This is a genomic window from Shewanella hafniensis (assembly GCF_019655335.1).
GTDB classification, from domain to species: Bacteria; Pseudomonadota; Gammaproteobacteria; order Enterobacterales; family Shewanellaceae; genus Shewanella; species Shewanella hafniensis.
The window spans coordinates 17,723-40,505 of sequence record NZ_BPFD01000036.1 but is presented as its reverse complement, the minus strand read 5'-3'; the positions used below and the strand labels follow the sequence as shown (position 1 = coordinate 40,505).

Annotated in this window: 39 protein-coding genes; 7 read left to right on the top strand and 32 right to left on the bottom strand. The window is 45.9% G+C overall.

Features of this window, described 5'->3' with window-relative positions; genetic code table 11:
* Window positions 1–318: 318 nt before the first annotated feature.
* The 7 genes from ccmA (at window position 319) to K5Q99_RS22500 (ending at window position 4,246) form a co-directional block, all read left to right on the top strand.
* A complete protein-coding gene (gene ccmA, locus K5Q99_RS11875) occupies window positions 319–969 on the top strand; it encodes a cytochrome c biogenesis heme-transporting ATPase CcmA (RefSeq protein ID WP_220776962.1) in 651 nt (216 codons plus the stop codon).
* A gap of 11 nt (window positions 970–980) precedes the next feature.
* On the top strand, window positions 981–1,667 hold the full coding sequence (gene ccmB / locus K5Q99_RS11870) for a heme exporter protein CcmB (protein WP_006079706.1): 687 nt from the start codon (window positions 981–983) through the stop codon (window positions 1,665–1,667).
* Window position 1,668: 1 nt separating this feature from the next.
* Window positions 1,669–2,415 carry a heme ABC transporter permease gene (locus K5Q99_RS11865; RefSeq protein WP_105251039.1) on the top strand — a complete coding sequence of 249 codons (747 nt, stop codon included), beginning with the start codon at window positions 1,669–1,671 and terminating at the stop codon, window positions 2,413–2,415.
* Complete coding sequence (ccmD, locus tag K5Q99_RS11860) at window positions 2,415–2,615, top strand: heme exporter protein CcmD (protein WP_220776966.1); 201 nt, start codon at window positions 2,415–2,417, stop codon at window positions 2,613–2,615. Before K5Q99_RS11865 ends, ccmD begins: the two co-directional genes overlap by 1 nt.
* On the top strand, window positions 2,612–3,100 hold the full coding sequence (gene ccmE / locus K5Q99_RS11855; RefSeq protein WP_105251038.1) for a cytochrome c maturation protein CcmE: 489 nt from the start codon (window positions 2,612–2,614) through the stop codon (window positions 3,098–3,100). The genes ccmD and ccmE overlap by 4 nt, the downstream gene beginning before the upstream one ends.
* A gap of 133 nt (window positions 3,101–3,233) precedes the next feature.
* Complete coding sequence (locus K5Q99_RS11850; RefSeq protein ID WP_246604470.1) at window positions 3,234–3,896, top strand: hypothetical protein; 663 nt, start codon at window positions 3,234–3,236, stop codon at window positions 3,894–3,896.
* A 182-nt stretch (window positions 3,897–4,078) separates the two neighbouring features.
* Window positions 4,079–4,246 (top strand): hypothetical protein, encoded by a 168-nt coding sequence (locus tag K5Q99_RS22500; RefSeq protein WP_246604469.1) that lies wholly within the window; start codon window positions 4,079–4,081, stop codon window positions 4,244–4,246.
* A 42-nt stretch (window positions 4,247–4,288) separates the two neighbouring features.
* Here the strand turns inward: K5Q99_RS22500 and rplQ are convergent, their stop codons facing one another.
* From rplQ to rpsL, 32 genes are all read right to left on the bottom strand, one after another.
* Window positions 4,289–4,684: a 50S ribosomal protein L17 gene (gene rplQ, locus K5Q99_RS11845; protein WP_006083573.1), complete on the bottom strand. Its 396-nt coding sequence runs from the start codon at window positions 4,682–4,684 to the stop codon at window positions 4,289–4,291.
* A gap of 40 nt (window positions 4,685–4,724) precedes the next feature.
* A complete protein-coding gene (locus K5Q99_RS11840) occupies window positions 4,725–5,714 on the bottom strand; it encodes a DNA-directed RNA polymerase subunit alpha (RefSeq protein WP_006083574.1) in 990 nt (329 codons plus the stop codon).
* Between the two features lie 24 nt (window positions 5,715–5,738).
* Entirely contained in the window at window positions 5,739–6,359 is a 621-nt protein-coding gene (gene rpsD, locus K5Q99_RS11835; RefSeq protein WP_106648456.1) for a 30S ribosomal protein S4, read from the bottom strand.
* 32 nt (window positions 6,360–6,391) lie between these two features.
* Complete coding sequence (rpsK, locus tag K5Q99_RS11830; protein ID WP_006083577.1) at window positions 6,392–6,784, bottom strand: 30S ribosomal protein S11; 393 nt, start codon at window positions 6,782–6,784, stop codon at window positions 6,392–6,394.
* 15 nt (window positions 6,785–6,799) lie between these two features.
* A complete protein-coding gene (rpsM, locus tag K5Q99_RS11825) occupies window positions 6,800–7,156 on the bottom strand; it encodes a 30S ribosomal protein S13 (RefSeq protein ID WP_011787581.1) in 357 nt (118 codons plus the stop codon).
* 117 nt (window positions 7,157–7,273) lie between these two features.
* Window positions 7,274–7,387 (bottom strand): 50S ribosomal protein L36, encoded by a 114-nt coding sequence (rpmJ, locus tag K5Q99_RS11820; RefSeq protein ID WP_006083579.1) that lies wholly within the window; start codon window positions 7,385–7,387, stop codon window positions 7,274–7,276.
* 21 nt (window positions 7,388–7,408) lie between these two features.
* Complete coding sequence (gene secY, locus K5Q99_RS11815; protein ID WP_007644459.1) at window positions 7,409–8,749, bottom strand: preprotein translocase subunit SecY; 1,341 nt, start codon at window positions 8,747–8,749, stop codon at window positions 7,409–7,411.
* 7 nt (window positions 8,750–8,756) lie between these two features.
* On the bottom strand, window positions 8,757–9,191 hold the full coding sequence (gene rplO / locus K5Q99_RS11810; RefSeq protein WP_006083581.1) for a 50S ribosomal protein L15: 435 nt from the start codon (window positions 9,189–9,191) through the stop codon (window positions 8,757–8,759).
* A 3-nt stretch (window positions 9,192–9,194) separates the two neighbouring features.
* Window positions 9,195–9,377, bottom strand: coding sequence for a 50S ribosomal protein L30 (gene rpmD / locus K5Q99_RS11805; protein ID WP_006083582.1), 183 nt, complete (start codon window positions 9,375–9,377; stop codon window positions 9,195–9,197).
* Between the two features lie 6 nt (window positions 9,378–9,383).
* Window positions 9,384–9,887 carry a 30S ribosomal protein S5 gene (gene rpsE / locus K5Q99_RS11800; RefSeq protein WP_006083583.1) on the bottom strand — a complete coding sequence of 168 codons (504 nt, stop codon included), beginning with the start codon at window positions 9,885–9,887 and terminating at the stop codon, window positions 9,384–9,386.
* 11 nt (window positions 9,888–9,898) lie between these two features.
* A complete protein-coding gene (gene rplR, locus K5Q99_RS11795) occupies window positions 9,899–10,249 on the bottom strand; it encodes a 50S ribosomal protein L18 (protein ID WP_006083584.1) in 351 nt (116 codons plus the stop codon).
* Between the two features lie 10 nt (window positions 10,250–10,259).
* On the bottom strand, window positions 10,260–10,793 hold the full coding sequence (rplF, locus tag K5Q99_RS11790; protein ID WP_106648457.1) for a 50S ribosomal protein L6: 534 nt from the start codon (window positions 10,791–10,793) through the stop codon (window positions 10,260–10,262).
* A gap of 10 nt (window positions 10,794–10,803) precedes the next feature.
* Window positions 10,804–11,196: a 30S ribosomal protein S8 gene (gene rpsH, locus K5Q99_RS11785; protein ID WP_106648458.1), complete on the bottom strand. Its 393-nt coding sequence runs from the start codon at window positions 11,194–11,196 to the stop codon at window positions 10,804–10,806.
* Window positions 11,197–11,220: 24 nt separating this feature from the next.
* Window positions 11,221–11,526, bottom strand: a complete 306-nt coding sequence (rpsN, locus tag K5Q99_RS11780; protein ID WP_106648459.1) for a 30S ribosomal protein S14 — start codon at window positions 11,524–11,526, stop codon at window positions 11,221–11,223.
* Between the two features lie 10 nt (window positions 11,527–11,536).
* Window positions 11,537–12,076, bottom strand: a complete 540-nt coding sequence (gene rplE, locus K5Q99_RS11775) for a 50S ribosomal protein L5 (protein ID WP_006083588.1) — start codon at window positions 12,074–12,076, stop codon at window positions 11,537–11,539.
* Window positions 12,077–12,088: 12 nt separating this feature from the next.
* Window positions 12,089–12,403, bottom strand: coding sequence for a 50S ribosomal protein L24 (rplX, locus tag K5Q99_RS11770; protein WP_006083589.1), 315 nt, complete (start codon window positions 12,401–12,403; stop codon window positions 12,089–12,091).
* An 11-nt stretch (window positions 12,404–12,414) separates the two neighbouring features.
* Entirely contained in the window at window positions 12,415–12,783 is a 369-nt protein-coding gene (gene rplN / locus K5Q99_RS11765) for a 50S ribosomal protein L14 (RefSeq protein ID WP_006083590.1), read from the bottom strand.
* Window positions 12,784–12,963: 180 nt separating this feature from the next.
* On the bottom strand, window positions 12,964–13,212 hold the full coding sequence (gene rpsQ / locus K5Q99_RS11760) for a 30S ribosomal protein S17 (RefSeq protein ID WP_006083591.1): 249 nt from the start codon (window positions 13,210–13,212) through the stop codon (window positions 12,964–12,966).
* Window positions 13,212–13,403, bottom strand: a complete 192-nt coding sequence (rpmC, locus tag K5Q99_RS11755; RefSeq protein WP_006083592.1) for a 50S ribosomal protein L29 — start codon at window positions 13,401–13,403, stop codon at window positions 13,212–13,214. The genes rpsQ and rpmC overlap by 1 nt, the downstream gene beginning before the upstream one ends.
* Window positions 13,403–13,813: a 50S ribosomal protein L16 gene (rplP, locus tag K5Q99_RS11750; RefSeq protein WP_006083593.1), complete on the bottom strand. Its 411-nt coding sequence runs from the start codon at window positions 13,811–13,813 to the stop codon at window positions 13,403–13,405. Before rplP ends, rpmC begins: the two co-directional genes overlap by 1 nt.
* Window positions 13,814–13,824: 11 nt before the next feature.
* Window positions 13,825–14,517 (bottom strand): 30S ribosomal protein S3, encoded by a 693-nt coding sequence (gene rpsC, locus K5Q99_RS11745; RefSeq protein WP_011787574.1) that lies wholly within the window; start codon window positions 14,515–14,517, stop codon window positions 13,825–13,827.
* A gap of 9 nt (window positions 14,518–14,526) precedes the next feature.
* The gene (gene rplV, locus K5Q99_RS11740; RefSeq protein WP_006083595.1) at window positions 14,527–14,859 is read right to left on the bottom strand and encodes a 50S ribosomal protein L22; all 333 of its coding nucleotides are present in this window, start codon (window positions 14,857–14,859) and stop codon (window positions 14,527–14,529) included.
* Window positions 14,860–14,874: 15 nt separating this feature from the next.
* On the bottom strand, window positions 14,875–15,153 hold the full coding sequence (gene rpsS / locus K5Q99_RS11735) for a 30S ribosomal protein S19 (protein WP_006083596.1): 279 nt from the start codon (window positions 15,151–15,153) through the stop codon (window positions 14,875–14,877).
* Window positions 15,154–15,167: 14 nt separating this feature from the next.
* Window positions 15,168–15,992, bottom strand: coding sequence for a 50S ribosomal protein L2 (gene rplB, locus K5Q99_RS11730; protein WP_006083597.1), 825 nt, complete (start codon window positions 15,990–15,992; stop codon window positions 15,168–15,170).
* 16 nt (window positions 15,993–16,008) lie between these two features.
* Window positions 16,009–16,311: a 50S ribosomal protein L23 gene (gene rplW / locus K5Q99_RS11725; protein WP_025008843.1), complete on the bottom strand. Its 303-nt coding sequence runs from the start codon at window positions 16,309–16,311 to the stop codon at window positions 16,009–16,011.
* Window positions 16,311–16,916 carry a 50S ribosomal protein L4 gene (gene rplD / locus K5Q99_RS11720; RefSeq protein WP_006083599.1) on the bottom strand — a complete coding sequence of 202 codons (606 nt, stop codon included), beginning with the start codon at window positions 16,914–16,916 and terminating at the stop codon, window positions 16,311–16,313. Before rplD ends, rplW begins: the two co-directional genes overlap by 1 nt.
* A gap of 17 nt (window positions 16,917–16,933) precedes the next feature.
* Window positions 16,934–17,572, bottom strand: coding sequence for a 50S ribosomal protein L3 (gene rplC, locus K5Q99_RS11715; RefSeq protein WP_006083600.1), 639 nt, complete (start codon window positions 17,570–17,572; stop codon window positions 16,934–16,936).
* A gap of 30 nt (window positions 17,573–17,602) precedes the next feature.
* Complete coding sequence (gene rpsJ / locus K5Q99_RS11710) at window positions 17,603–17,914, bottom strand: 30S ribosomal protein S10 (RefSeq protein WP_006083601.1); 312 nt, start codon at window positions 17,912–17,914, stop codon at window positions 17,603–17,605.
* A 334-nt stretch (window positions 17,915–18,248) separates the two neighbouring features.
* Complete coding sequence (tuf, locus tag K5Q99_RS11705; protein ID WP_106648460.1) at window positions 18,249–19,433, bottom strand: elongation factor Tu; 1,185 nt, start codon at window positions 19,431–19,433, stop codon at window positions 18,249–18,251.
* Between the two features lie 72 nt (window positions 19,434–19,505).
* Window positions 19,506–21,602 (bottom strand): elongation factor G, encoded by a 2,097-nt coding sequence (gene fusA, locus K5Q99_RS11700; RefSeq protein WP_220776961.1) that lies wholly within the window; start codon window positions 21,600–21,602, stop codon window positions 19,506–19,508.
* A gap of 77 nt (window positions 21,603–21,679) precedes the next feature.
* Complete coding sequence (gene rpsG, locus K5Q99_RS11695) at window positions 21,680–22,150, bottom strand: 30S ribosomal protein S7 (RefSeq protein WP_011787570.1); 471 nt, start codon at window positions 22,148–22,150, stop codon at window positions 21,680–21,682.
* 81 nt (window positions 22,151–22,231) lie between these two features.
* On the bottom strand, window positions 22,232–22,606 hold the full coding sequence (gene rpsL, locus K5Q99_RS11690; protein WP_006083605.1) for a 30S ribosomal protein S12: 375 nt from the start codon (window positions 22,604–22,606) through the stop codon (window positions 22,232–22,234).
* Between the last annotated feature and the right edge of the window lie 177 nt (window positions 22,607–22,783).

Genomic DNA, 22,783 nt, shown 5'->3' with positions numbered 1-22,783 from the left:
GTTCAATGTTCCTAATGCAAATACGTACAAAGCTCGGCGCCGCCCTTACTTAGGCAGACTCATTATAGCCGACTAAGATTACTACAAACTTCAAGAAATCTCATCTTTTTGTGATTAGAATCTCAACACAAAATGAATCAGGCGACAAGGATGACAAATTCGTTAATATATTAGCAAGTCGTAAAAAAGTTCGATAAATATTGCGGTTATTGGAACCACATCATATTGCTGACATCTAGTGCAAACCAAGAGTAAACCCCCAATAACGTTTGTGTTAGAATGACTTGTGTTTCCTTCCGGCTTGAGATAGAGGGTTCAGTGACAAATATAACTAAAGAAACCACATTAGTGTCAGCCAGCAAGCTGACCTGTATCCGCGAAGAACGCATCCTTTTTGATGAGTTAAGTTTTGATATTAATGCCGGTGACATTGTTCAGATTGAAGGCCCTAACGGCGCAGGCAAGACCAGTTTATTACGCATATTGGCGGGCCTCTCTCGCCCCTATGCCGGACAAACTTTTTACATTAATGAAGACATAAACCGTTGCCGCGATGAATACAATGAAGACCTCTTGTATTTAGGCCATTTAGCTGGCGTGAAATGCGAGCTGACTGCCGAAGAAAACCTTAATTTCAATTTAAGAATCGGTGGTTATGATGACTTTGATACGTCAGAGATTTTAGCCAAAGTCAATTTAACGGGCTTTGAAGAAGCTCTCGCGGGGCATTTATCCGCAGGCCAGCATCGCAGAACAGCGCTATCAAGATTGTGGCATAGCAACTGTAAAATTTGGATCCTTGACGAACCTTTTACTGCAATCGATAAAAAAGGCGTCGAAGAACTGGAGCAGTTATTTATTCAGCATGCGGATAATGGTGGCTGTGTGATCCTCACAACTCACCAAGATATGGGCATTATCACAGATGATAGGCTTCGTAAAATTCGTCTCGATTATCGCTTCATATAAGGTCAGGCTCAATGAAAAGAGGCATCAGTTTTACCCAAGCATTTTTCACCTTGCTGCAGCGAGATCTTAAAATTGCTATTCGCCACCGCGGCGACATTTTTAACCCACTGCTATTTTTTATTATGGTCGTTACTTTGTTTCCGCTGGGGATTGGACCAGAACCGCAAATGTTAGCACGTGTGGCACCAGGGATAATTTGGGTAGCCGCATTATTAGCATCAATGTTGTCACTTGAAAGGCTTTTCAAAGCCGACTTTAGTGATGGTAGCTTAGAACAAATGCTATTAAGCCCACAGCCATTAGCCATTCTCGTATTAGCTAAAGTGTTAGCCCACTGGATTTTAACTGGTGTGCCACTGATTATTATCGCACCACTGTTAGCGGTATTACTCAATCTAGACGGCAACAGCTACGGTGCGTTAATTTCGACGCTTGCGCTAGGCACGCCAGTATTGTCGCTGTTAGGTGCTATTGGTGTGGCATTAACCGTCGGTCTAAGGAAAGGCGGCGTGTTACTCAGCTTACTTATTTTGCCCCTATATATCCCAGTACTCATTTTTGCAACGAGTGCTATAGACGCGGCAGGAATGAATTTACCCTATGATGGTCAGCTCGCTATAATAGGCGCTATGCTGGTCGGATCGTTAACCTTAGCACCTTTTGCAATTGGTGCATCTCTGCGAGTGAGTACTAACTAAAATGTGGAAATGGTTACACCCTTACGCGGATCCTGAACGCGCATATAAATTATCAGGAACGTTATTTCCATGGTTTGCGATCTTAGCCGGTCTATTGATTGCAGTTGGCACTACTTGGGGACTCGTTTTCGCGCCGACGGATTACCAGCAGGGTGATAGTTACCGTATTATCTTTATCCATGTTCCTGCCGCGTCTATGTCAATGGCAGCTTATATGGGGATGGCAACAGCGGCCTTTATCGGTCTAGTTTGGCAGATAAAACTTGCCGACTGGGCTGCTGCATCTATTGCTCCCATTGGTGCAGTGATCACCTTTATCGCACTCTTTACCGGGGCAGCATGGGGTAAACCTATGTGGGGTGCCTGGTGGGTATGGGATGCACGCTTAACTTCTGAGCTGGTATTACTATTCCTATATCTAGGTGTGATCTCGCTCTATGCCTCATTTGAGGATAAAGTGCTCGCAGCTCGTGCAGCAGGGATCTTAGCGATCGTCGGTGTAATCAATATTCCTATCATCAAATACTCAGTTGAATGGTGGAGCTCATTACATCAACCGTCGACGATACGCATTACCGAGAAATCGACTATGTCGACTGAAATGCTCTATCCACTGTTAATTAACATACTGGGCTTCGGTCTTATGATTGGCGCCATCACTATTGTTCGTTTTAGAGCAGAAATTTTAGCAAGAAATGGCATGCGCCCTTGGGTTCGTGAACTAGCTAAAGCGGAGGAGGTCAAATGATGCAATTCGATTCAATCAGTGATTTTTTTAATATGGGCGGCTATGCATTCTATGTATGGCTATCCTACGGAGTGACCTTCTTCTGCCTCGCTACGCTCATCATTACCAGCGCACGCCAAAAGCGTAAGGTGTTAATTGATATCGCGAAGAAGATGGATAGAGAAGAACGCCTAAAAGAAACCAGGAGTACTAAATCGTGAACCCAAGACGCAAAAAAAGACTGACATTAGCTGTAGCATTAATCGGTGGCGTTGCTGCGATTACTTCGCTTTTGCTCTATGCGCTGAACTCCAACTTGAACTTATTCTATACTCCGTCTGAAATTGTCCACGGCAAGACAGACACTGGCGTAAAACCTGAAATTGGCCAACGTATTCGTGTCGGCGGAATGGTGACGGTAGGTTCTATGGTGCGAGATCCCAAAAGCTTGCATGTCGAATTTGCAGTACATGACTCCCTCGGCGGTGAAGTACTGGTCACTTATGACGACCTATTGCCCGATCTTTTCCGTGAAGGACAAGGCATTGTTGCTCAGGGTGTACTGGGTGCTGATGGCAAACTAGAAGCTACTGAAGTACTGGCCAAGCATGATGAAAACTACATGCCACCAGAAGTTGCTGAAGCCATGGGCCAAAAGCACGAAAAGTTAGATTATAGCCAGCAAAAGGCACCAGATACTAAGTAGGTTATTGATGGATCAACAATAGCGTACAAACTAAGCCTCCTAGCTTAATAACTAGTGAGGCTTTTTTATTCTCTCAATCTAGAGAATTAAAGGTGAACTATACTCAAAGCAGCATCAAAACCTAAGACTGCGTATGATTCAAATCACACCATTAAACATAAGCTTGCTTGGTATTGGTCTACTCTTATGCCTTTTAAGCCTTTCACAAAACGCTAATGCAGCTAAAATCGTCGTCATCGAAAGCTATCATCAAGGCAATCAATGGGACCAAGAATATAGCCGAGCGATTAATGACACGCTCAGCCCTTTACACGATGTTAGCTATTTCGAAATGGATACCAAGCGCATACCAAAGGAGCAATTTGGCGAAAGGGCTAATTTAGCGTGGAAGTACATCCAAAGCCAAGTACCTCAACTGGTTATTCTGGCCGATGATAATGCGGTTAACCTGTTACATCAGCGCCTCAATGACAGCTTAATCCCTGTCGTTTATCTCGGGGTGAATATGAACCCAAGGGCCTATCATCTCAACGAGCTCAAGCGATTTACAGGGGTCATAGAAAGACCGCTGCTACGACGCTCTCTGCTGCTTATTCAACGCATACTCCCACAGACTATACACCGCAAAATACTCGTGCTGTTCGATCAAGGTGTGACTTCAGACTCAGCCGCAGAATACATCAGCAAGCAACACTCTAGTATTTTGGGTGATATCGAAGTGAATCTGGTGCAATTGTCACAGCTAGCAGATTGGCAGCAACAGCGAAAAAGCAAGGCTATAACGCGATTGTCGTAGCGCTATACCATACAGTAAGAGATGCAGAGAATCGTTCTGTTGATGCGGATCAGCTACTAAAATGGATATCTGAACATACCCCAGTACCCAATTTCGGGTTTTGAGGATTCAGTGTCTCCGCCGAGGGTAATATTGGCGGCTACGTACTCGATGGCTATCATCATGGCAAGATAGCAGCCAATATGGCATTAAAAATACTGGCAGGCGATAAACCCGAGAATATCTTTCCAGTGACAGATGATCTTGGAAAATACATGTTTAGTCAGCAAGGCTTGGCAAGATGGAATATATCCCTACCGAAAGACATAGAGAAAAAATACACTGTGGGTAGAGTAGAAAAATGGGTATAAAAAAGCCGGGCATTGCCCGGCTTTTTAAAAGTGTAACCTTAATTACTCAGCAGCTTCAACATCAACAGCTTGAGCAGCTTCTGGACGGCCAACTAGCTCGATGTAAGCCATAGGGGCTTTATCACCAGCACGTAAACCGCACTTAAGGATACGGGTATAGCCACCAGGACGTTCCTGGTAACGTGGACCCAACTCAGTAAATAACTTACCAACGACTTCAGCGTCGCGAGTACGTGCAAACGCTAAACGACGGTTTGCAACGCTGTCACTCTTAGCAAGTGTTATCAGAGGCTCAACTACGCGACGCAGTTCTTTCGCTTTAGCCACAGTTGTCTTGATGATCTCATGACGAACTAGTGAACCGGCCATGTTGCGAAACATGGCTTGGCGATGACTGCTGTTACGGTTTAGTTGACGACCACTCTTACGATGGCGCATGACCTAATCCTTATAACCTAAATCTGTACAAACCTGAGACTTATAGGTCGTCTGCTAAACTAGCTGGAGGCCAGTTTTCCAAACGCATACCTAACGACAGTCCGCGAGAAGCTAAAACGTCCTTAATTTCAGTAAGAGACTTCTTACCTAAGTTAGGGGTCTTCAGCAACTCAACTTCAGTGCGCTGTACCAGATCTCCGATGTAATGAATCGCTTCGGCTTTCAAGCAGTTAGCCGAACGTACAGTTAGCTCTAAATCGTCGACAGGACGCAGCAGAATCGGATCGAATTCCGGCTTCTCTTCTTTCAGCTCTGGCTCAGTCACGTCACGTAATTCAACAAACGCATCTAGCTGTTCAGCTAAAATTGTTGCAGAACGACGGATAGCTTCCTCAGGATCGATAGTACCGTTTGTGGTCATATCGATAACGAGTTTATCTAAGTCAGTACGCTGTTCTACACGTGCTGCTTCTACATTGTAGGCAATACGCGCAACTGGCGAGAAAGAAGCATCAACCAGCAAGCGGCCGATTGGGCGATCATCGTCTTCAGTCTGTGCACGAGCAGATGCTGGTACATAGCCACGACCACGCTCAACGCGAATACGCATGCTGATATCATTGTTACCTGTCAGGTGACAGATAATATGATCAGGATTCACGATAGTGACATCACCATCATGCGTGATATCTGCTGCGATGACAGGGCCTGCGCCGGACTTGCTCAACGTAAGCATAGCCTCGTCTTTACCCTCGATAGTCACTGCTAACCCTTTCAGGTTTAACAAGATCTCAAGGATATCTTCTTGAACGCCTTCCTTACTGCTGTATTCGTGCAGTACACCGTCAATCTCGACTTCGGTAACCGCGCAGCCGGGCATAGACGACAATAGGATGCGACGCAACGCGTTACCTAAAGTGTGGCCGAAACCACGCTCAAGTGGTTCCAATGTAACCTTGGCACGTGTTGAGTTAACCTGCTCGATATCAACGAGACGCGGTTTAAGAAATTCTGTAACAGAACCCTGCATTGTGTCCTCTCTTGTTTGTTAGCCTTACTTAGAGTAAAGCTCGACGATCAGCTGTTCGTTAATTTCCGCAGACAAATCGCTACGTTCTGGAACGCGCTTGAAAGCACCTTCCATTTTCGCGCTGTCGACTTCAACCCATGTAGGCTTCTCGCGTTGAGCTGCCACTTCTAAAGCCGCTTTAATACGAGCTTGAGTACGTGACTTCTCGCGGATGCTCACAACATCATTCGCAGACACTTTGAATGATGGAATGTTAACAACACGACCGTTAACCATAATTGATTTATGGCTCACTAGCTGACGTGATTCTGCACGAGTTGCACCGAAGCCCATACGATAAACGACGTTATCAAGACGGGTTTCTAAAAGCTGAAGCAGGTTTTCACCTGTGTTGCCTTTAGTACGTGCAGCATCTTTGTAATAGTTACGGAATTGTTTTTCTAACACACCGTAAATACGACGAACTTTTTGTTTTTCGCGTAACTGAGTACCATACTCTGACAAACGTGGCTTACGAGCGCCATGTTGTCCAGGTGCAGTTTCCAGTTTACACTTTGAATCGATTGCTCTCACACCGCTTTTTAAGAAAAGGTCTGTACCTTCTCGGCGGCTGAGCTTGAGCTTGGGACCCAAGTATCTTGCCATGATCTTTCTCCAACTATCCTAATGAAACGGCGTTATACACGACGCTTTTTAGGAGGACGACAACCATTATGAGGGATCGGCGTCACATCGGTAATGTTGGTAATTTTATAACCAACAGCGTTCAGCGCACGAATGGCTGACTCACGACCTGGACCTGGACCCTTCACAAACACTTCAAGGTTTTTTAAACCGTAGTCTTGAGCAGCAGCACCTGCACGCTCAGCAGCCACCTGTGCAGCAAATGGAGTAGATTTACGTGAACCACGGAAACCTGAACCACCTGAAGTAGCCCATGACAACGCATTACCTTGACGATCTGTAATGGTGACAATAGTGTTGTTGAAAGAAGCATGGATATGAGCCATGCCATCTGCAACCTGTTTACGTACGCGCTTACGCGGAGAACGTGACGGAACTTTAGCCATTGCTTTACCTTCCCGTTACTTTCTAATTGGTTTACGTGGACCTTTACGCGTACGCGCATTGGTCTTAGTACGTTGCCCACGGAGAGGCAGGCTACGGCGATGGCGGAGACCACGATAACAACCAAGATCCATAAGACGCTTGATGTTCATTGAAATCTCACGACGTAAGTCACCTTCTACTAGGTATTTAGCGACTTCTTCGCGTAGTGTGTCTATTTGAGCTTCGCTCAATTCCTTGATCTTAGCAGTTTCAGCGATTGCTGTAGCCGCGCAGATTGCTCTAGCGCGAGTACGGCCGATGCCGAAAATTGCAGTCAATGCGATGACTGTATGCTTTTGATCAGGAATGTTAATGCCAGCGATACGGGCCACTATGCACTCCTTAAAGTTAAAGGCCAACTGCGAAAAGCCCGAAAGGATACTCGACAGTCGACAGATTTGCAAACAAAATTTTGTTCAGCCCAATTCATGGGCTGAACAAATTACTTTTTAGCCTTGACGCTGTTTGTGTTTTGGTTCAACACAGATAACGCGTACAACGCCACTACGCTTGACGATCTTGCAGTTACGGCAGATCTTCTTCACGGAAGCTCGAACTTTCATTTCATCACTCCGTAAAGCTACTTAGCGACCAAAGCGATCTAAATTCGCTTTGTTAACTAGGTTAGCTTTCTTCATCACAGACTCATACTGATGAGACATCATATGCGTCTGAACCTGAGCCATGAAGTCCATGATTACGACTACCATAATTAGTAGTGAAGTACCGCCGAAATAGAACTGTACTTTCCACGCAATTAACATGAACTCCGGAATTAAGCAGATAAAGGTTATGTATAACGCGCCTGCCAATGTCAAACGGGTCATAACTTTATCAATGTAACGCGAAGTCTGTTCTCCAGGACGGATCCCAGGGATGAATGCACCACTCTTCTTCAAGTTATCTGCTGTTTCACGTGGGTTAAACACCAACGCAGTATAGAAGAAACAGAAAAAGATAATCGCTGTTGCATATAATAATGAGTAAAGCGGTTGTCCAGGTGACACAGCCAGTGAAAAATCACTTAACCATGACATGGACTCATTTTGGCCGAACCACTGAGCCAGTGTTCCAGGAAACAAAATGATGCTTGACGCAAAAATTGGCGGAATAACACCTGCCATGTTTATTTTCAGCGGTAGATGGGTACTTTGCGCAGCGAACACCTTACGGCCTTGCTGACGCTTAGCATAGTTAACGACGATACGACGCTGACCACGTTCCACAAACACTACAAAATAAGTCACTGCAAACACAATTACCGCGAGCAACAACAATACTAACACATTCAAGTCACCTTGACGCGCCTGCTCAGCCGTTTGGCCGATAGCGGAAGGTAATCCAGCAACAATACCTGCGAAAATCAAAATCGAGATACCATTACCTATACCACGTTCGGTAATTTGCTCACCTAGCCACATAAGGAACATAGTTCCTGTTACTAAGCTCACAACCGCAACAAAGTAGAATCCAAATCCAATGTTGACCACAAGGCCTGGCACTAAGTTTGGTAACCCGGTTGCAATACCGACCGACTGGAATGTACCCAGCACTAAGGTACCCCATCTGGTATATTGACTGATTTTCTTACGTCCTGATTCGCCTTCCTTTTTCAATTCAGCGAGTGCAGGATGTACGACAGTCAACAGTTGCATGATAATCGATGCCGAAATGTACGGCATAATACCTAATGCAAAGATAGAGGCACGCTCAAGGGCACCACCCGAGAACATGTTAAACATGCCAAGGATGGTTCCACTTTGCTGAGCAAACAGCTCTGCTAATACAGCTGCGTCAATACCAGGAATTGGCACAAACGAACCGGCTCTAAAGACGATAATCGCACCAATCACGAACAGGAGGCGAGCTTTCAATTCTGAAAGTCCACCTTTCGCGCTTTTTAAATCAAGTCCTGGTTTTGCCATCGACGTATTATTCCTCGATCTTACCGCCGGCAGCTTCAATAGCTGCACGTGCACCTTTGGTTACCTTCAGACCTTTAACAGTCACAGGGCGCTCAATGGTACCTGAAAGAACAATTTTCGCAAACTGGATGTTGCGAGTTATAACGTTCGCATCTTTCAGAGCGTTTAAGTCGATAACATCACCGTTAACTTTTGCCAGTTCGAGTACACGAACTTCAGCTGTTACCATAGCGCGACGCGAGGTAAAACCAAATTTAGGTAAACGGATTTTAAGTGGCATTTGACCACCTTCAAATCCTGGGCGTACACCGCCACCAGAACGAGACTTTTGGCCTTTATGACCACGACCCGCTGTTTTACCTAGACCTGAGCCCATACCACGGCCTACACGCTTTGGTGCATGCTTAGAGCCTGCAGCTGGAGATAGAGTATTTAAACGCATCTATTAATCCTCCACCTTAACCATGTAGTAGACCTTGTTGATCATACCGCGAACAGAAGGAGTATCTTCTAATTCAACAGTGTGGCCAATGCGACGCAAACCAAGACCCGTTAGGGTTGCACGGTGCTTCGGTAAACGACCGATACCGCTTTTAGTTTGAGTAACTTTTACAGTTTTAGTTGCCATGGTGCATTACCCCCGAATTTCGTCAACATTCAGGCCACGCTTAGCTGCGATTTGCGAAGGTGACTTCATGTGCACCAAAGCATCGACAGTCGCGCGAACGATGTTGATCGGGTTAGTAGAACCGTATGCTTTTGACAGAACGTTATGAACGCCTGCTACTTCCAATACGGCACGCATTGCGCCACCGGCAATAATACCAGTACCTTGTGATGCAGGTTGCATGTACACAAGAGAACCAGTATGACGACCTTTAACTGGGTGATGCAGAGTACCTGCATTCAACTCAACGGTCACAATGTTACGACGAGCTTTTTCCATAGCTTTTTGAATCGCTGCTGGAACTTCACGTGCCTTGCCATAGCCGTAGCCAATCTTACCGTTACCATCACCCACTACTGTCAGTGCTGTGAAGCTAAAGATACGACCGCCCTTAACTACTTTAGAAACACGATTAACTGCAATCAATTTCTCTTGCAGATCGTCTTTTTGCTGAGCTTCTAATTTAGCCATTTTATAACCCCTTAGAACTTCAGGCCAGCTTCACGAGCTGCATCTGCTAAAGCAGCTACACGACCGTGATACTTGAAACCAGAACGATCGAACGCAACTGAAGTTACGCCTTTTTCGATCGCGCGCTCAGCAACAAATTTACCTACTGCTTTCGCTGCGTCTACGTTACCGGTACTCTTCAGTAGCTCTTTAACCGCTTTTTCTACGGTTGAAGCAGCTGCCAACACCTGAGCTTCAGGATTGATCACCTGAGCATAAATGTGACGCGGTGTACGATGTACAACCAGACGGTTCACGCCCAGCTCTTGGATCTTCTTACGAGCGCGAGTAGCGCGACGTAAGCGAGATGTTTTCTTATCCATATCGCGTTACCTACTTCTTCTTAGCCTCTTTACGGCGTACTACTTCGTCGTCATAGCGAACACCCTTGCCTTTGTATGGCTCTGGTGGACGGTATCCGCGAATCTCAGCAGCGACTTGGCCAATTAACTGTTTATCAACGCCACGTAGGACGATATCAGTTTGGCTAGGACACTCTGCAGTAACGCCTGCGGGCAGTTTGTGTACTAACGGATGAGAGAAACCTAAAGTCAGGTCAATATCAGAACCGACGAGTTTCGCACGGTAACCAACGCCAACTAACTTTAACTTACGCTCAAAACCTTGAGATACACCAACAACCATGTTGTTTACTAATGCACGAGTTGTACCAGCCTGTGCCCAAGCGTTAACAACGCCTTCAACAGGGAGGAACTTAACTACGCCAGCTTCAATAACAACATTGACCGCATTGTTGATCACTCGAGTCAGACTACCTTTTCCGCCTTTGACGGTAAGAGTCTGTTCGTTCAAGGTCACCTCTACGCCAGCTGGAATAGATACTGGTGCTTTTGCTACACGAGACATTCCTAGCTCCTTAAGCTACGTAGCAGATAACCTCGCCACCCATGCCTGCAAGGCGGGCGGCACGATCAGTCATCAAGCCTTTAGAAGTGGACACAATTGCGACACCCAGACCGCCCATCACCTTTGGAAGTTCGTTTTTACCTTTGTAAATACGAAGACCAGGGCGACTTACACGCTGGATAGTCTCAACGACTGGTTGGCCTTGGAAATACTTTAAAGTAACTTCCAGTTCAGGCTTGGCTTCATCTGCTACGGCGTAATCAGCGATGTAACCTTCTTCTTTAAGCAGTTTCGCAATAGCGACTTTCAACTTAGCAGAAGGCATCTTCACCGATACGTGGTTAGCAGCTTGGCCGTTACGAATACGGGTTAACATATCCGCAATAGGATCTTGCATGCTCATATTAGCTTACTCCGTGACAAGTGCTTACCAGCTGGCCTTACGCAGGCCAGGAACTTCACCACGCATGGTTGCTTCACGTAATTTGATACGGCTTAAGCCGAATTTACGTAAGAAGCCATGAGGGCGACCAGTTTGATTACAACGATTGCGTTGACGCGCAGCGCTGGAATCACGTGGTAGAGCTTGCAACTTAAGTACTGCATCCCAACGATCTTCGTCAGAAGAAGCTGGACTTGCAATGATAGTCTTAAGAGCCGCACGCTTTTCAGCGTACTTGGCCACGAGCTGTGCACGTTTAACTTCACGTGCTTTCATTGATGTTTTTGCCATTACGCTACCCTTATTTCTTGAATGGGAAGTTAAAAGCGTCTAACAAAGCACGACCTTCTTCATCATTCTTCGCAGTAGTAGTGATAACAATATCCATACCACGAATCTTATCGATTTTATCGTAATCGATTTCTGGGAAGATGATCTGCTCACGCACGCCCATTGCGTAGTTACCACGGCCGTCAAACGCTTTAGCGCTTAAGCCACGGAAGTCACGAATACGTGGGATTGCGATATCGACTAAACGCTCTAAGAATTCCCACATACGCTCACCGCGTAGGGTCACTTTACAGCCAATAGGGTAGCCTTCACGGATTTTAAAACCAGCAACTGACTTACGAGCAACAGTCACTACTGGCTTTTGACCAGCGATTGCAGTCATATCACGGACAGCATGGTCCATGATTTTCTTGTCTGCAACAGCTTCGCCAACACCCATGTTCAGGGTGATTTTCTCAATCCGAGGGACTTGCATGACACTGGTATAACCGAACTTTTTAGCAAGTTCAGCGACAACAGTCTCTTGGTATTTATCATGCAGTTTCGCCATCGTTTACTCCAATTACTTAACGAGTTCACTGTTCGATTTGAAGAAACGAACTTTTTTGCCGTCTTCAAAGCGGAAACCAACGCGATCAGCTTTGCCAGTGGCAGAGTTGAAAATCGCTACATTTGATGCTTGTATCGGTGCTTCTTTCTCAACAATACCGCCAGCTACGCCCAATTGTGGGTTTGGCTTTTGGTGTTTTTTGACAAGATTGATGCCTTCAACAATCAATTTACCAGTAGGAAGGACTTGAGAAACTTTTGCACGTTTACCCTTGTCTTTACCTGCTAATACAATCACTTCGTCTTCACGACGTATTTTAGCTGCCATTTTGAAGCTCCTTACAGTACTTCTGGTGCCAGCGAGACAATTTTCATAAATTGCTCATTACGCAATTCACGTGTCACTGGTCCAAAGATACGAGTACCAATCGGCTGCAGGTTGTTGTTCAAAAGAACAGCTGCATTCCGATCGAAGCGAATGACAGAACCGTCTGGACGACGTACGCCTTTCTTAGTACGGACTACCACCGCGTTATACACATCGCCTTTCTTCGCTTTAGCGCGAGGAATCGCTTCTTTAACAGAAACTTTGATGATGTCGCCGATACCGGCATAACGACGATGAGAGCCACCCAAGACCTTAATACACTGAACTCTGCGTGCGCCGCTGTTACAAGCAACGTCAAGAGTCGATTGCATTTGGATCATTTTAAGTGCTCCGCTATCGTTACTACACAATTCCCACTATGGGACAATAAAAACACTCATTTTTGCTATTAATTTAGTCAAAAATGGCGCGCAAATATAACACCATAAAAGTGGAATGTATAGTATTAAAAAACAAACGGCCCCACATTCTGGAGCCGTTTACCTAAATACCTAATTAACTTAGGCCTTTGATACTACTTCAACCAGGGTCCAAGACTTAGTCTTAGACAAAGGACGACATTCGCGAATCGCTACTAAATCGCCTTCGTTGCACTGATTAGTTTCGTCATGTGCATGGATCTTAGTCGTACGCTTAATGTATTTCCCATAGATTGGGTGTTTCACTTGGCGTTCGATAGCAACAGTAATGGACTTGTCCATTTTGTTGCTAGTTACACGACCCTGCAAAGTACGGATTTTATCAGACATTATGCACCCGCCTTAGAAGTAATAATGGTCTTAACGCGCGCAATATTACGGCGCACTAATTTCAGTTGATTAGTCTGAGTCAACTGACCAGTGGCGTGTTGCATACGCAGGTTGAACTGCTCACGCAGCAGACCAAGTAGTTCAGCGTTCAGTTCTTCAACGCTCTTTTCTCTCAGTTCGCTCGCTTTCATTACATCACCGTCTTAGTTACGAAGGTAGTCTTAATTGGAAGCTTGGCAGCAGCTAAAGCAAACGCTTCACGAGCGATCACTTCAGAAACACCATTCATCTCATAAAGAACCTTACCAGGTTGAATCTGACATACCCAGTATTCAACGTTACCCTTACCTTTACCCATACGCACTTCGAGAGGCTTAGAGGTAATCGGTTTGTCCGGGAAAACTCGAATCCAAATTTGTCCCTGACGCTTAATGTGACGTGTCATGGCACGACGTGCAGATTCGATCTGACGCGCAGTTAAACGGCCACGGCCGACTGCTTTCAGACCAAAAGTACCAAAGCTAACTTCGGTACCGTTCGCCAGACCGCGGTTGCGGCCTTTGAACATCTTGCGAAACTTCATACGTTTAGGTTGCAGCATTGCCGGCTCTCCTATTTACCACGAGGCTTGCGCTTAGGTTGCTGCTGCTTCGGTTCTTCAATCTGTGGCAGCATTCCATCTAGAACTTCACCTTTGAAGATCCAAACTTTAACGCCAATCACACCGTATTGGGTGTGACTTTCAGATGTAGAATAGTCGATATCAGCACGCAAAGTATGTAAAGGTACACGACCTTCACGATACCACTCATCACGCGCAATCTCAGCTCCGCCTAAACGGCCACTAACTTGTACTTTGATACCTTGAGCACCAATACGCATTGCGTTTTGAACTGCGCGCTTCATAGCACGACGGAACATAACACGACGCTCTAATTGCTGTGCAATTGAATCAGCAACTAACTTGGCATCTAGCTCAGGTTTACGGATCTCAGCGATGTTAATTTGAGCAGGAGTGCCAGCAAGTTTTGACACTGCAGCACGCAATACTTCAACGTCTTCACCTTTCTTACCAATCACAACACCTGGACGGGCAGTGTGAATCGTAACGCGGATGCTTTTCGCTGGACGTTCGATAACAATCTTAGATACTGAAGCAGCTTGTAATTTCTCTACAAGAAACTTACGCACTTCCCAGTCGCTGTTCAGATTATTTGCGTAATCTGATTTATCTGCGTACCAGGTAGAGATCCAAGGCTTGGTGATACCCAGACGGATACCATTAGGATGTACTTTCTGTCCCATTGCTCTCTCCTAGCGATCTGATACAACCACAGTAATGTGGCTGGTACGCTTCATGATACGATCAGCGCGGCCTTTAGCACGTGGCATGATACGCTTCATAGTTGGGCCTTCATCTACGAAGACGGCTCCTACTTTAAGCTCATCAATATCCGCGCCTTCGTTGTGTTCGGCGTTTGCGATAGCTGAGTCAAGTACTTTTTTAACCAGTACGGCGGCTTTCTTGGGGCTGAAAGTCAAAATTTCGAGTGCCTTAGCAACAGGCAAACCACGAATTTGATCAGCAACCAGACGGGCCTTCTGCGCAGACGTACGGGCAAAACGATGTTTAGCTAAAACTTCCATCTTATTCCTCCCGTATTAACGCTTCTTCGCTTTCTTATCAGCGGCATGGCCACGATAAGTGCGAGTTGGTGAAAATTCACCAAGTTTGTGGCCGATCATTTCGTCAGTTACGAACACAGGAACGTGCTGACGACCATTATGGACAGCGATGGTCAAACCAATCATATTTGGAATGATCATAGAGCGACGTGACCAAGTCTTAATAGGCTTTTTGTCACCGGCTTCCATCGCTTTCTCTACCTTCTTCAGCAAGTGCAGGTCAATGAAGGGACCTTTCTTGAGAGAACGTGGCATGGCGAATCCTCTTACTATTTATTACGACGACGTACGATGTACTTGTCAGTGCGCTTGTTACTACGAGTTTTATAACCCTTAGTTGGCACACCCCATGGAGTCACTGGGTGACGACCACCAGAAGTACGGCCTTCACCACCACCGTGTGGATGGTCTACTGGGTTCATTGCAACACCGCGAACTGTAGGACGTATGCCTCTCCAGCGCTTAGCACCTGCTTTACCTAACTGGCGTAGCATGTGTTCGGCATTACCAACTTCACCAAATGTCGCGCGGCAATCAACTGGCACTTTACGCATTTCGCCTGAGCGAAGACGTAGAGTGGCATATGCGCCATCACGAGCAACAACTTGTACATAAGCCCCTGCAGAACGAGCGATCTGAGCACCTTTACCAGGCTTCATTTCAACAGCGTGAACTACAGAACCTACTGGGATGTTGCGCAGTGGCATAGCGTTACCGGTTTTGATCTCGGCAGCAACACCAGACTGGATCTTATCGCCAGCTTGCATGCCTTTGGCAGCAAGAATATAACGACGCTCACCATCCGCATACAATACTAACGCGATGTTAGCTGTACGGTTTGGATCGTATTCCAGACGCTCAATCTTTGCAGGGATACCATCTTTATCGCGTTTGAAGTCGATTAGACGATAATGCTGCTTATGACCACCACCTACGTGACGGACAGTGATACGGCCAGTATTGTTACGGCCACCACTTTTAGATTTTTTCGCCAACAGGCCAGCAAAGGGTTTACCCTTATGCAGGTCAGTGTTCACCACTTTAACTACGTGGCGACGACCTGGAGAGGTTGGCTTACACTTAATAACTGCCATGATAATTCTCCTTTGCTTACTCAGCGCCGCCGACGAAATCGATGTCAGCACCAGCAGCTAGAGTTACATAGGCTTTTTTCCAATCGCTACGACGACCAGTACGGCCACCAGTGCGTTTAGTTTTGCCTTTGCTTACTAAAGTGCGAACTGAATCAACTTCAACTTCAAATAGCTTAGCAACAGCAGCTTTAATTTCAGCTTTAGTTGCATCGATAGCTACGCGGAAAACAACAGTGTTGTGCTTCTCAGCGTTCACAGTGCTCTTTTCAGAGATGTGTGGAGCGAGAATAACTTTTAGCAAACGTTCTTCGCGGATCATCATGCTAGCATCTCCTCGATTTGCTTCACTGCGTCAGCAGTCACAAGCACAGTGTTGAACGCGATCAGACTAACTGGGTCAAGACCCGCTACGTCACGAACGTCAACTTTGTACAGGTTACGAGCTGCTAAGAATAAGTTCTCATCAACTTCTGCAGTCACAATCAGAACGTCTTCAAGGTTCATTGCTTTCAATTTAGCTTTCAGCTCTTTAGTTTTAGGAGCTTCAACACCGAAAGATTCAACAACAACCAGACGCTCTTGACGTACCAATTCAGACAGAATGCTTTTCAGCGCGCCGCGGTACATCTTTTTGTTAACTTTTTGGCTATGATCTTGGGTTTTAGCAGCGAATGTTACGCCACCGCCACGCCAGATTGGGCCTTTAACAGAACCAGCACGAGCACGGCCAGTTCCTTTTTGGCGCCAAGGCTTTTTGCCTGAGCCAGTTACTTCCGCACGAGTCTTTTGAGCACGAGTGCCCTGACGCGCGTTTGCAGCGTATGCTACAACTACCTGATGAACCAGTGCCTCGTTAAAGTCACGGCCGAAGGTAGTTTCGGAAACTTCAAGAGCGCTTTGCGCGTCTTTCAATACCAATTCCATTACTATCTCCTCAGACCTTAAGCTTTAACGGCAGGCTTGATAATCAAGTCGCCATTGGTAGCGCCAGGAACAGCGCCACGGACTAGTAGCAGGTTACGCTCAACATCTACACGAACTACAACTAGATTTTGAGTAGTAACACGCTCGGCACCCATATGGCCTGACATTTTTTTGCCTTTGAATACGCGACCAGGCGTTTGGTTCTGACCGATAGAACCATTCGAGCGGTGCGACAAAGAGTTACCGTGAGTCATATCTTGAGTACGGAAGTTCCAACGCTTAACGCCGCCTTGGAAGCCTTTACCTTTTGATTGACCAGTAACATCTACTTTCGCTACGTCTGCGAAAATATCAACATTTAGCTCAGCACCAACTTCAATGCCCTCGCCTTCACCGTCTACCAAACGCATTTCCCACAAACCACGACCGGCTTCAACACCGCTCTTGGCAAAGTGACCTGCTTCTGGTTTAGTGATGCGATTGGCTTTTTTGGTGCCAGTTGTAACTTGAAGTGCACGGTAGCCGTCAGTTTCTAAAGTTTTCACTTGAGTAACACGGTTGCCTGCAACTTCAATTACAGTAACTGGTATTGAAACACCATCTTCAGTGAAGATGCGAGTCATACCAACTTTACGACCAATAAGACCGATAGCCATCTCTCAAACCTCTTCTTACTAGGATCTCAATTAACCCAAGCTAATCTGTACGTCGACACCAGCCGCAAGATCTAAACGCATTAATGCGTCAACAGTCTTTTCAGTTGGCTCTACGATGTCAACCAGGCGCTTGTGTGTACGTAATTCGTACTGGTCACGAGCATCTTTATTAACGTGCGGAGAGATCAAAATGGTATAACGCTCTTTGCGAGTAGGTAGTGGAATTGGACCACGAACCTGCGCGCCTGTACGCTTAGCAGTTTCAACGATTTCCGCTGTAGACTGATCAATTAAGCGATGATCAAATCCCTTTAAGCGGATACGGATTCTTTGGTTCTGCATTGACCAGAGCTCCTAAAATGGACACATAAAAAATCACCCTCTAGCTTCTTCTATATAGAAAAGCAGAGCGAGATGATTTAACCGTTCGACTCCCAATCGGAGCCGCTATGATAATGATTAACTTCAGCGACTAATCATTTAATTCGTCAACCTAAGTCGACGAGGGGGCCATTATACCTATCTAAATCCGGATATCAAGCCCGCTGTGTAAATAGTCATCAAATAACTATTCAACTTCAGAGTGGCGAGCATTTTACACAAATCTGTAGATAAAACTAGCCCTAAAACAAAAAAGGAAGCCGAAGCTTCCTTTTCAAACTAATCTCTGTCGCGATTAAGCGATGATTTTAGCTACTACACCAGCACCAACTGTACGACCACCTTCACGGATTGCGAAGCGTAAACCTTCGTCCATCGCGATTGGGCAAATCAGAGTCACTACCATTTTGATGTTGTCGCCAGGCATTACCATCTCTACGCCTTCTGGCAGTTCGATAGTACCGGTTACGTCAGTTGTACGGAAGTAGAACTGTGGACGGTAGCCTTTGAAGAATGGAGTGTGACGTCCACCTTCTTCTTTTGACAGAACATAAACTTCTGATTCAAAAGTGGTGTGTGGGTTGATTGAACCTGGTTTAGCCAATACTTGACCACGTTCTACGTCATCACGCTTAGTACCACGTAATAACACACCACAGTTCTCGCCTGCACGACCTTCGTCAAGCAGTTTACGGAACATTTCTACGCCAGTACACGTTGTTTTAGTCGTAGTGCGAACACCAACGATTTCAACTTCGTCACCCACTTTAACAATTCCACGCTCAACACGACCAGTTACTACTGTACCACGGCCAGAGATTGAGAATACGTCTTCGATTGGCAGTAGGAACGGCTTGTCGATGTCACGTTGTGGTTCTGGAATGTAAGAATCCAGAGCTTCAGCAAGTTCGATAATCTTAGCTTCCCACTCTGGTTGACCTTCTAGGGCCTTCAGAGCTGAACCTTGGATTACTGGTAAGTCATCACCTGGGAAATCGTATTCTGACAGAAGTTCACGCACTTCCATTTCAACCAATTCCAGTAATTCTTCGTCATCTACCATGTCACATTTGTTCATGAACACGATGATGAAAGGTACGCCAACCTGACGAGAAAGCAGGATGTGCTCACGAGTCTGTGGCATTGGACCGTCTGTTGAAGCTACTACTAAAATCGCGCCGTCCATCTGTGCAGCACCAGTGATCATGTTTTTAACATAGTCAGCATGGCCTGGGCAGTCTACGTGTGCGTAGTGACGTGAAGGCGTGTCATATTCGATGTGAGAGGTATTGATGGTAATACCGCGCTCACGCTCTTCTGGAGCGTTATCGATTTGAGAGAAGTCTTTAGCTTCGCCACCGTAGGTCTTAGCCAGTACGTGAGAGATAGCTGCAGTCAGTGTGGTTTTACCATGGTCAACGTGACCAATGGTGCCCACGTTTACGTGAGGCTTAATACGTTCAAATTTAGCTTTTGCCACGATATATTCCTTTCTTTTCAGAATAGTCCAGTCAGTGCTGGACCATAATAACATTTATGTCGTAACTGGATATTAGCTACGAGATTCAATAATCGCTTTTGCAATGTTTTGCGGTGCATCAGAGTACTTCAAGAACTCCATAGAGTATGAAGCGCGTCCCTGAGTAGCAGAGCGCAAATCAGTTGCGTAACCAAACATTTCAGAAAGAGGCACTACAGCATGGACTATTTTGATGCCACCAAAGCCATCATCCATCCCCTCAATCAAGCCACGACGACGGTTTAAATCACCAACGACGTCACCCATATAATTTTCAGGGGTAGATACTTCAACTTTCATGCAAGGTTCGAGCAACGCAGGGTTTGCTTCAAGCGCACCCTTTTTGAAGCCCATAGAACCTGCAATTTTGAACGCCATTTCATTCGAGTCCACATCATGATATGAACCGTCGAATAGAGTGACCTTCACGTCCAACACAGGGAAGCCAGCGAGAACGCCATTCTTCATCTGTTCTTGGATACCTTTATCAACCGCAGGAATGAATTCACGAGGAATCACACCTCCCACAACTGCATTGACAAATTCGTAACCAGCGCCTTCTTCATTAGGCTCTAGTTTTAACCAAACGTGACCGAATTGTCCACGACCACCTGATTGGCGTACAAATTTACCTTCAGCTTCTACTGACGCTCGGATAGTTTCGCGGTACGCCACTTGTGGCTTACCTACGTTACATTCAACACCAAATTCGCGACGCATACGGTCAACGATGATGTCTAAGTGTAACTCACCCATACCCGAAATCAGAGTTTGTGATGATTCTTCGTCAGTTTCAACTCGGAATGATGGATCTTCCGCTGCAAGCTTTTGCAACGCGATACCCATTTTATCCTGGTCGGCTTTTGACTTAGGCTCAACGGCAATGGTAATTACTGGCTCTGGGAACTCCATACGTTCCAAGATCACTCTATGATCGTTATCACAAAGCGTGTCCCCCGTAGTCACCTCTTTTAGACCAATAGCCGCTGCGATATCACCGGCACGCACTTCTTTCAGTTCAGTGCGATCGTTTGCATGCATTTGCACCATACGACCTACGCGTTCACGCTTCTGTTTAACAGAGTTGTAAACACCTGAACCTGATTCTAGTACGCCTGAGTACACGCGAATAAAGGTCAAAGTTCCTACGAATGGATCTGTAGCAATCTTAAATGCCAATGCAGCGAAAGGTGCATTGTCATCTGATGGGCGTTCTACTTCTTGCTCGTTCTCATCGATGCCCTTGATTGGAGGTACATCAATTGGCGCAGGCAAGAATTCAATAACCGCATCAAGTACCGCTTGAACGCCTTTGTTCTTGAATGCAGAACCACAAGTCGCTAAAACGATTTCATTATTTATAGTACGCTGACGTAACGCCTTTTTAATCTCGTCTTCTGATAGCGTGCCTTCTTCAAGGTACTTATCCATCAGTTCATCCGAAGATTCGGCTGCTACTTCAACTAGATACTCATGCATTTCAGCCGCTTTAGCCGCTAACTCTGCAGGGATCTCCTCATGAGTGAAAGTCATACCCTGGTCTGATTCATTCCAGTTAATAGCTTTCATCTTAATTAAGTCGATCACACCTTTGAAGTTTTCTTCTGCGCCAATATTCAATTGAATAGGCACACAAGTGGCTCCAAGACGAGTTCTAATTTGCTTCACTACACGTTCAAAGTCAGCACCTGCACGATCCATTTTGTTGACAAATACTAAGCGTGGAACGCGGTATTTATCAGCTTGACGCCACACTGTTTCTGACTGAGGTTCAACACCAGATGAACCACAGAAAACGACAACAGCGCCGTCGAGGACACGCAGAGACCGTTCAACTTCAATAGTAAAGTCAACGTGACCAGGGGTATCGATGATATTGATGCGGTGTTCAGTGAATTGAGCATCCATACCACGCCAGAATGTGGTTACCGCAGCCGAGGTGATAGTGATACCACGCTCTTGCTCTTGAACCATCCAGTCTGTGGTAGCGGCGCCGTCATGCACCTCACCGATTTTATGAGACAAACCGGTATAGAACAGAACACGTTCTGTTGTGGTGGTTTTACCTGCGTCAACATGAGCACAAATACCGATATTACGATAACGCTCAATTGGGGTTGTACGAGCCACTATTATACCCTCTCCACCAAGACCTAAGTCTTGGCAATATCAACAACATGGTGTGGGCCTAAGCCCACACCATCATATTACCAACGGTAATGAGCAAAGGCTTTGTTAGCTTCAGCCATGCGATGCACGTCTTCACGCTTCTTAACAGCAGTACCTTTGTTTTCAGACGCATCCAGCATTTCACCTGCTAGACGTAAAGCCATAGATTTTTCACCACGCTTACGAGCAGCTTCAACTAACCAGCGCATCGCCAGTGCGTTACGACGCACAGGACGAACTTCACATGGTACCTGGTACGTAGAACCACCAACGCGACGAGATTTAACTTCGACTGATGGGCGAACGTTGTCCAGGGCTGCTTCAAGGATAACTAAATGGTTTTCGCTTTTCTTTTCAGCGACAACATCTAGTGCCTTGTAAATAATTTTTTCTGCAGTCGACTTTTTGCCGTCTTGCATAATGACGTTGATGAACTTAGCCAGCAACTCACTGTGAAACTTTGGATCTGGTAGGATTTTACGTTGTCCTACAACGCGACGTCTTGGCATAACAATTCTCCGTATGCTTCAGGGATTTCCAAAACTGGAATTCTCAAAATAAAACTAGCTTGGCCTTACTTAACGGATAAGTTAAGACTTAGGACGCTTAGCACCGTATTTAGAACGGCTTTGGCGACGTGAAGTCACGCCTGCACAGTCTAATGCGCCACGAATAGTGTGATAACGCACACCTGGTAAGTCTTTAACACGACCACCACGGATTAAGATCACGCTATGTTCCTGCAGGTTGTGGCCTTCACCGCCGATGTACGAAGTTACTTCGAAACCGTTAGTTAGACGCACACGAGCTACTTTACGTAGTGCAGAGTTTGGTTTTTTAGGGGTAGTTGTGTACACACGTGTACAAACACCACGTTTTTGCGGGCACGCATTCAACGCAGGCACATTAGTCTTGTCGACTTTTGGCGCGCGTGGCTTACGTACCAACTGGTTTACAGTTGCCATGTATAGCTCCGAGTCAGTTGAATCAAACTCAACGATAAGGTGTGAAAAATCTATATCCCACAATGGTGGGACGCGGAATTTTAGAAAGGTAATGCCTGACTGTCAAGAAATAGCCAACTTTTGCGGCATATTCCAAGAAAAAAGGCGCCATAGGCGCCTTTTTATAACAAACTGATT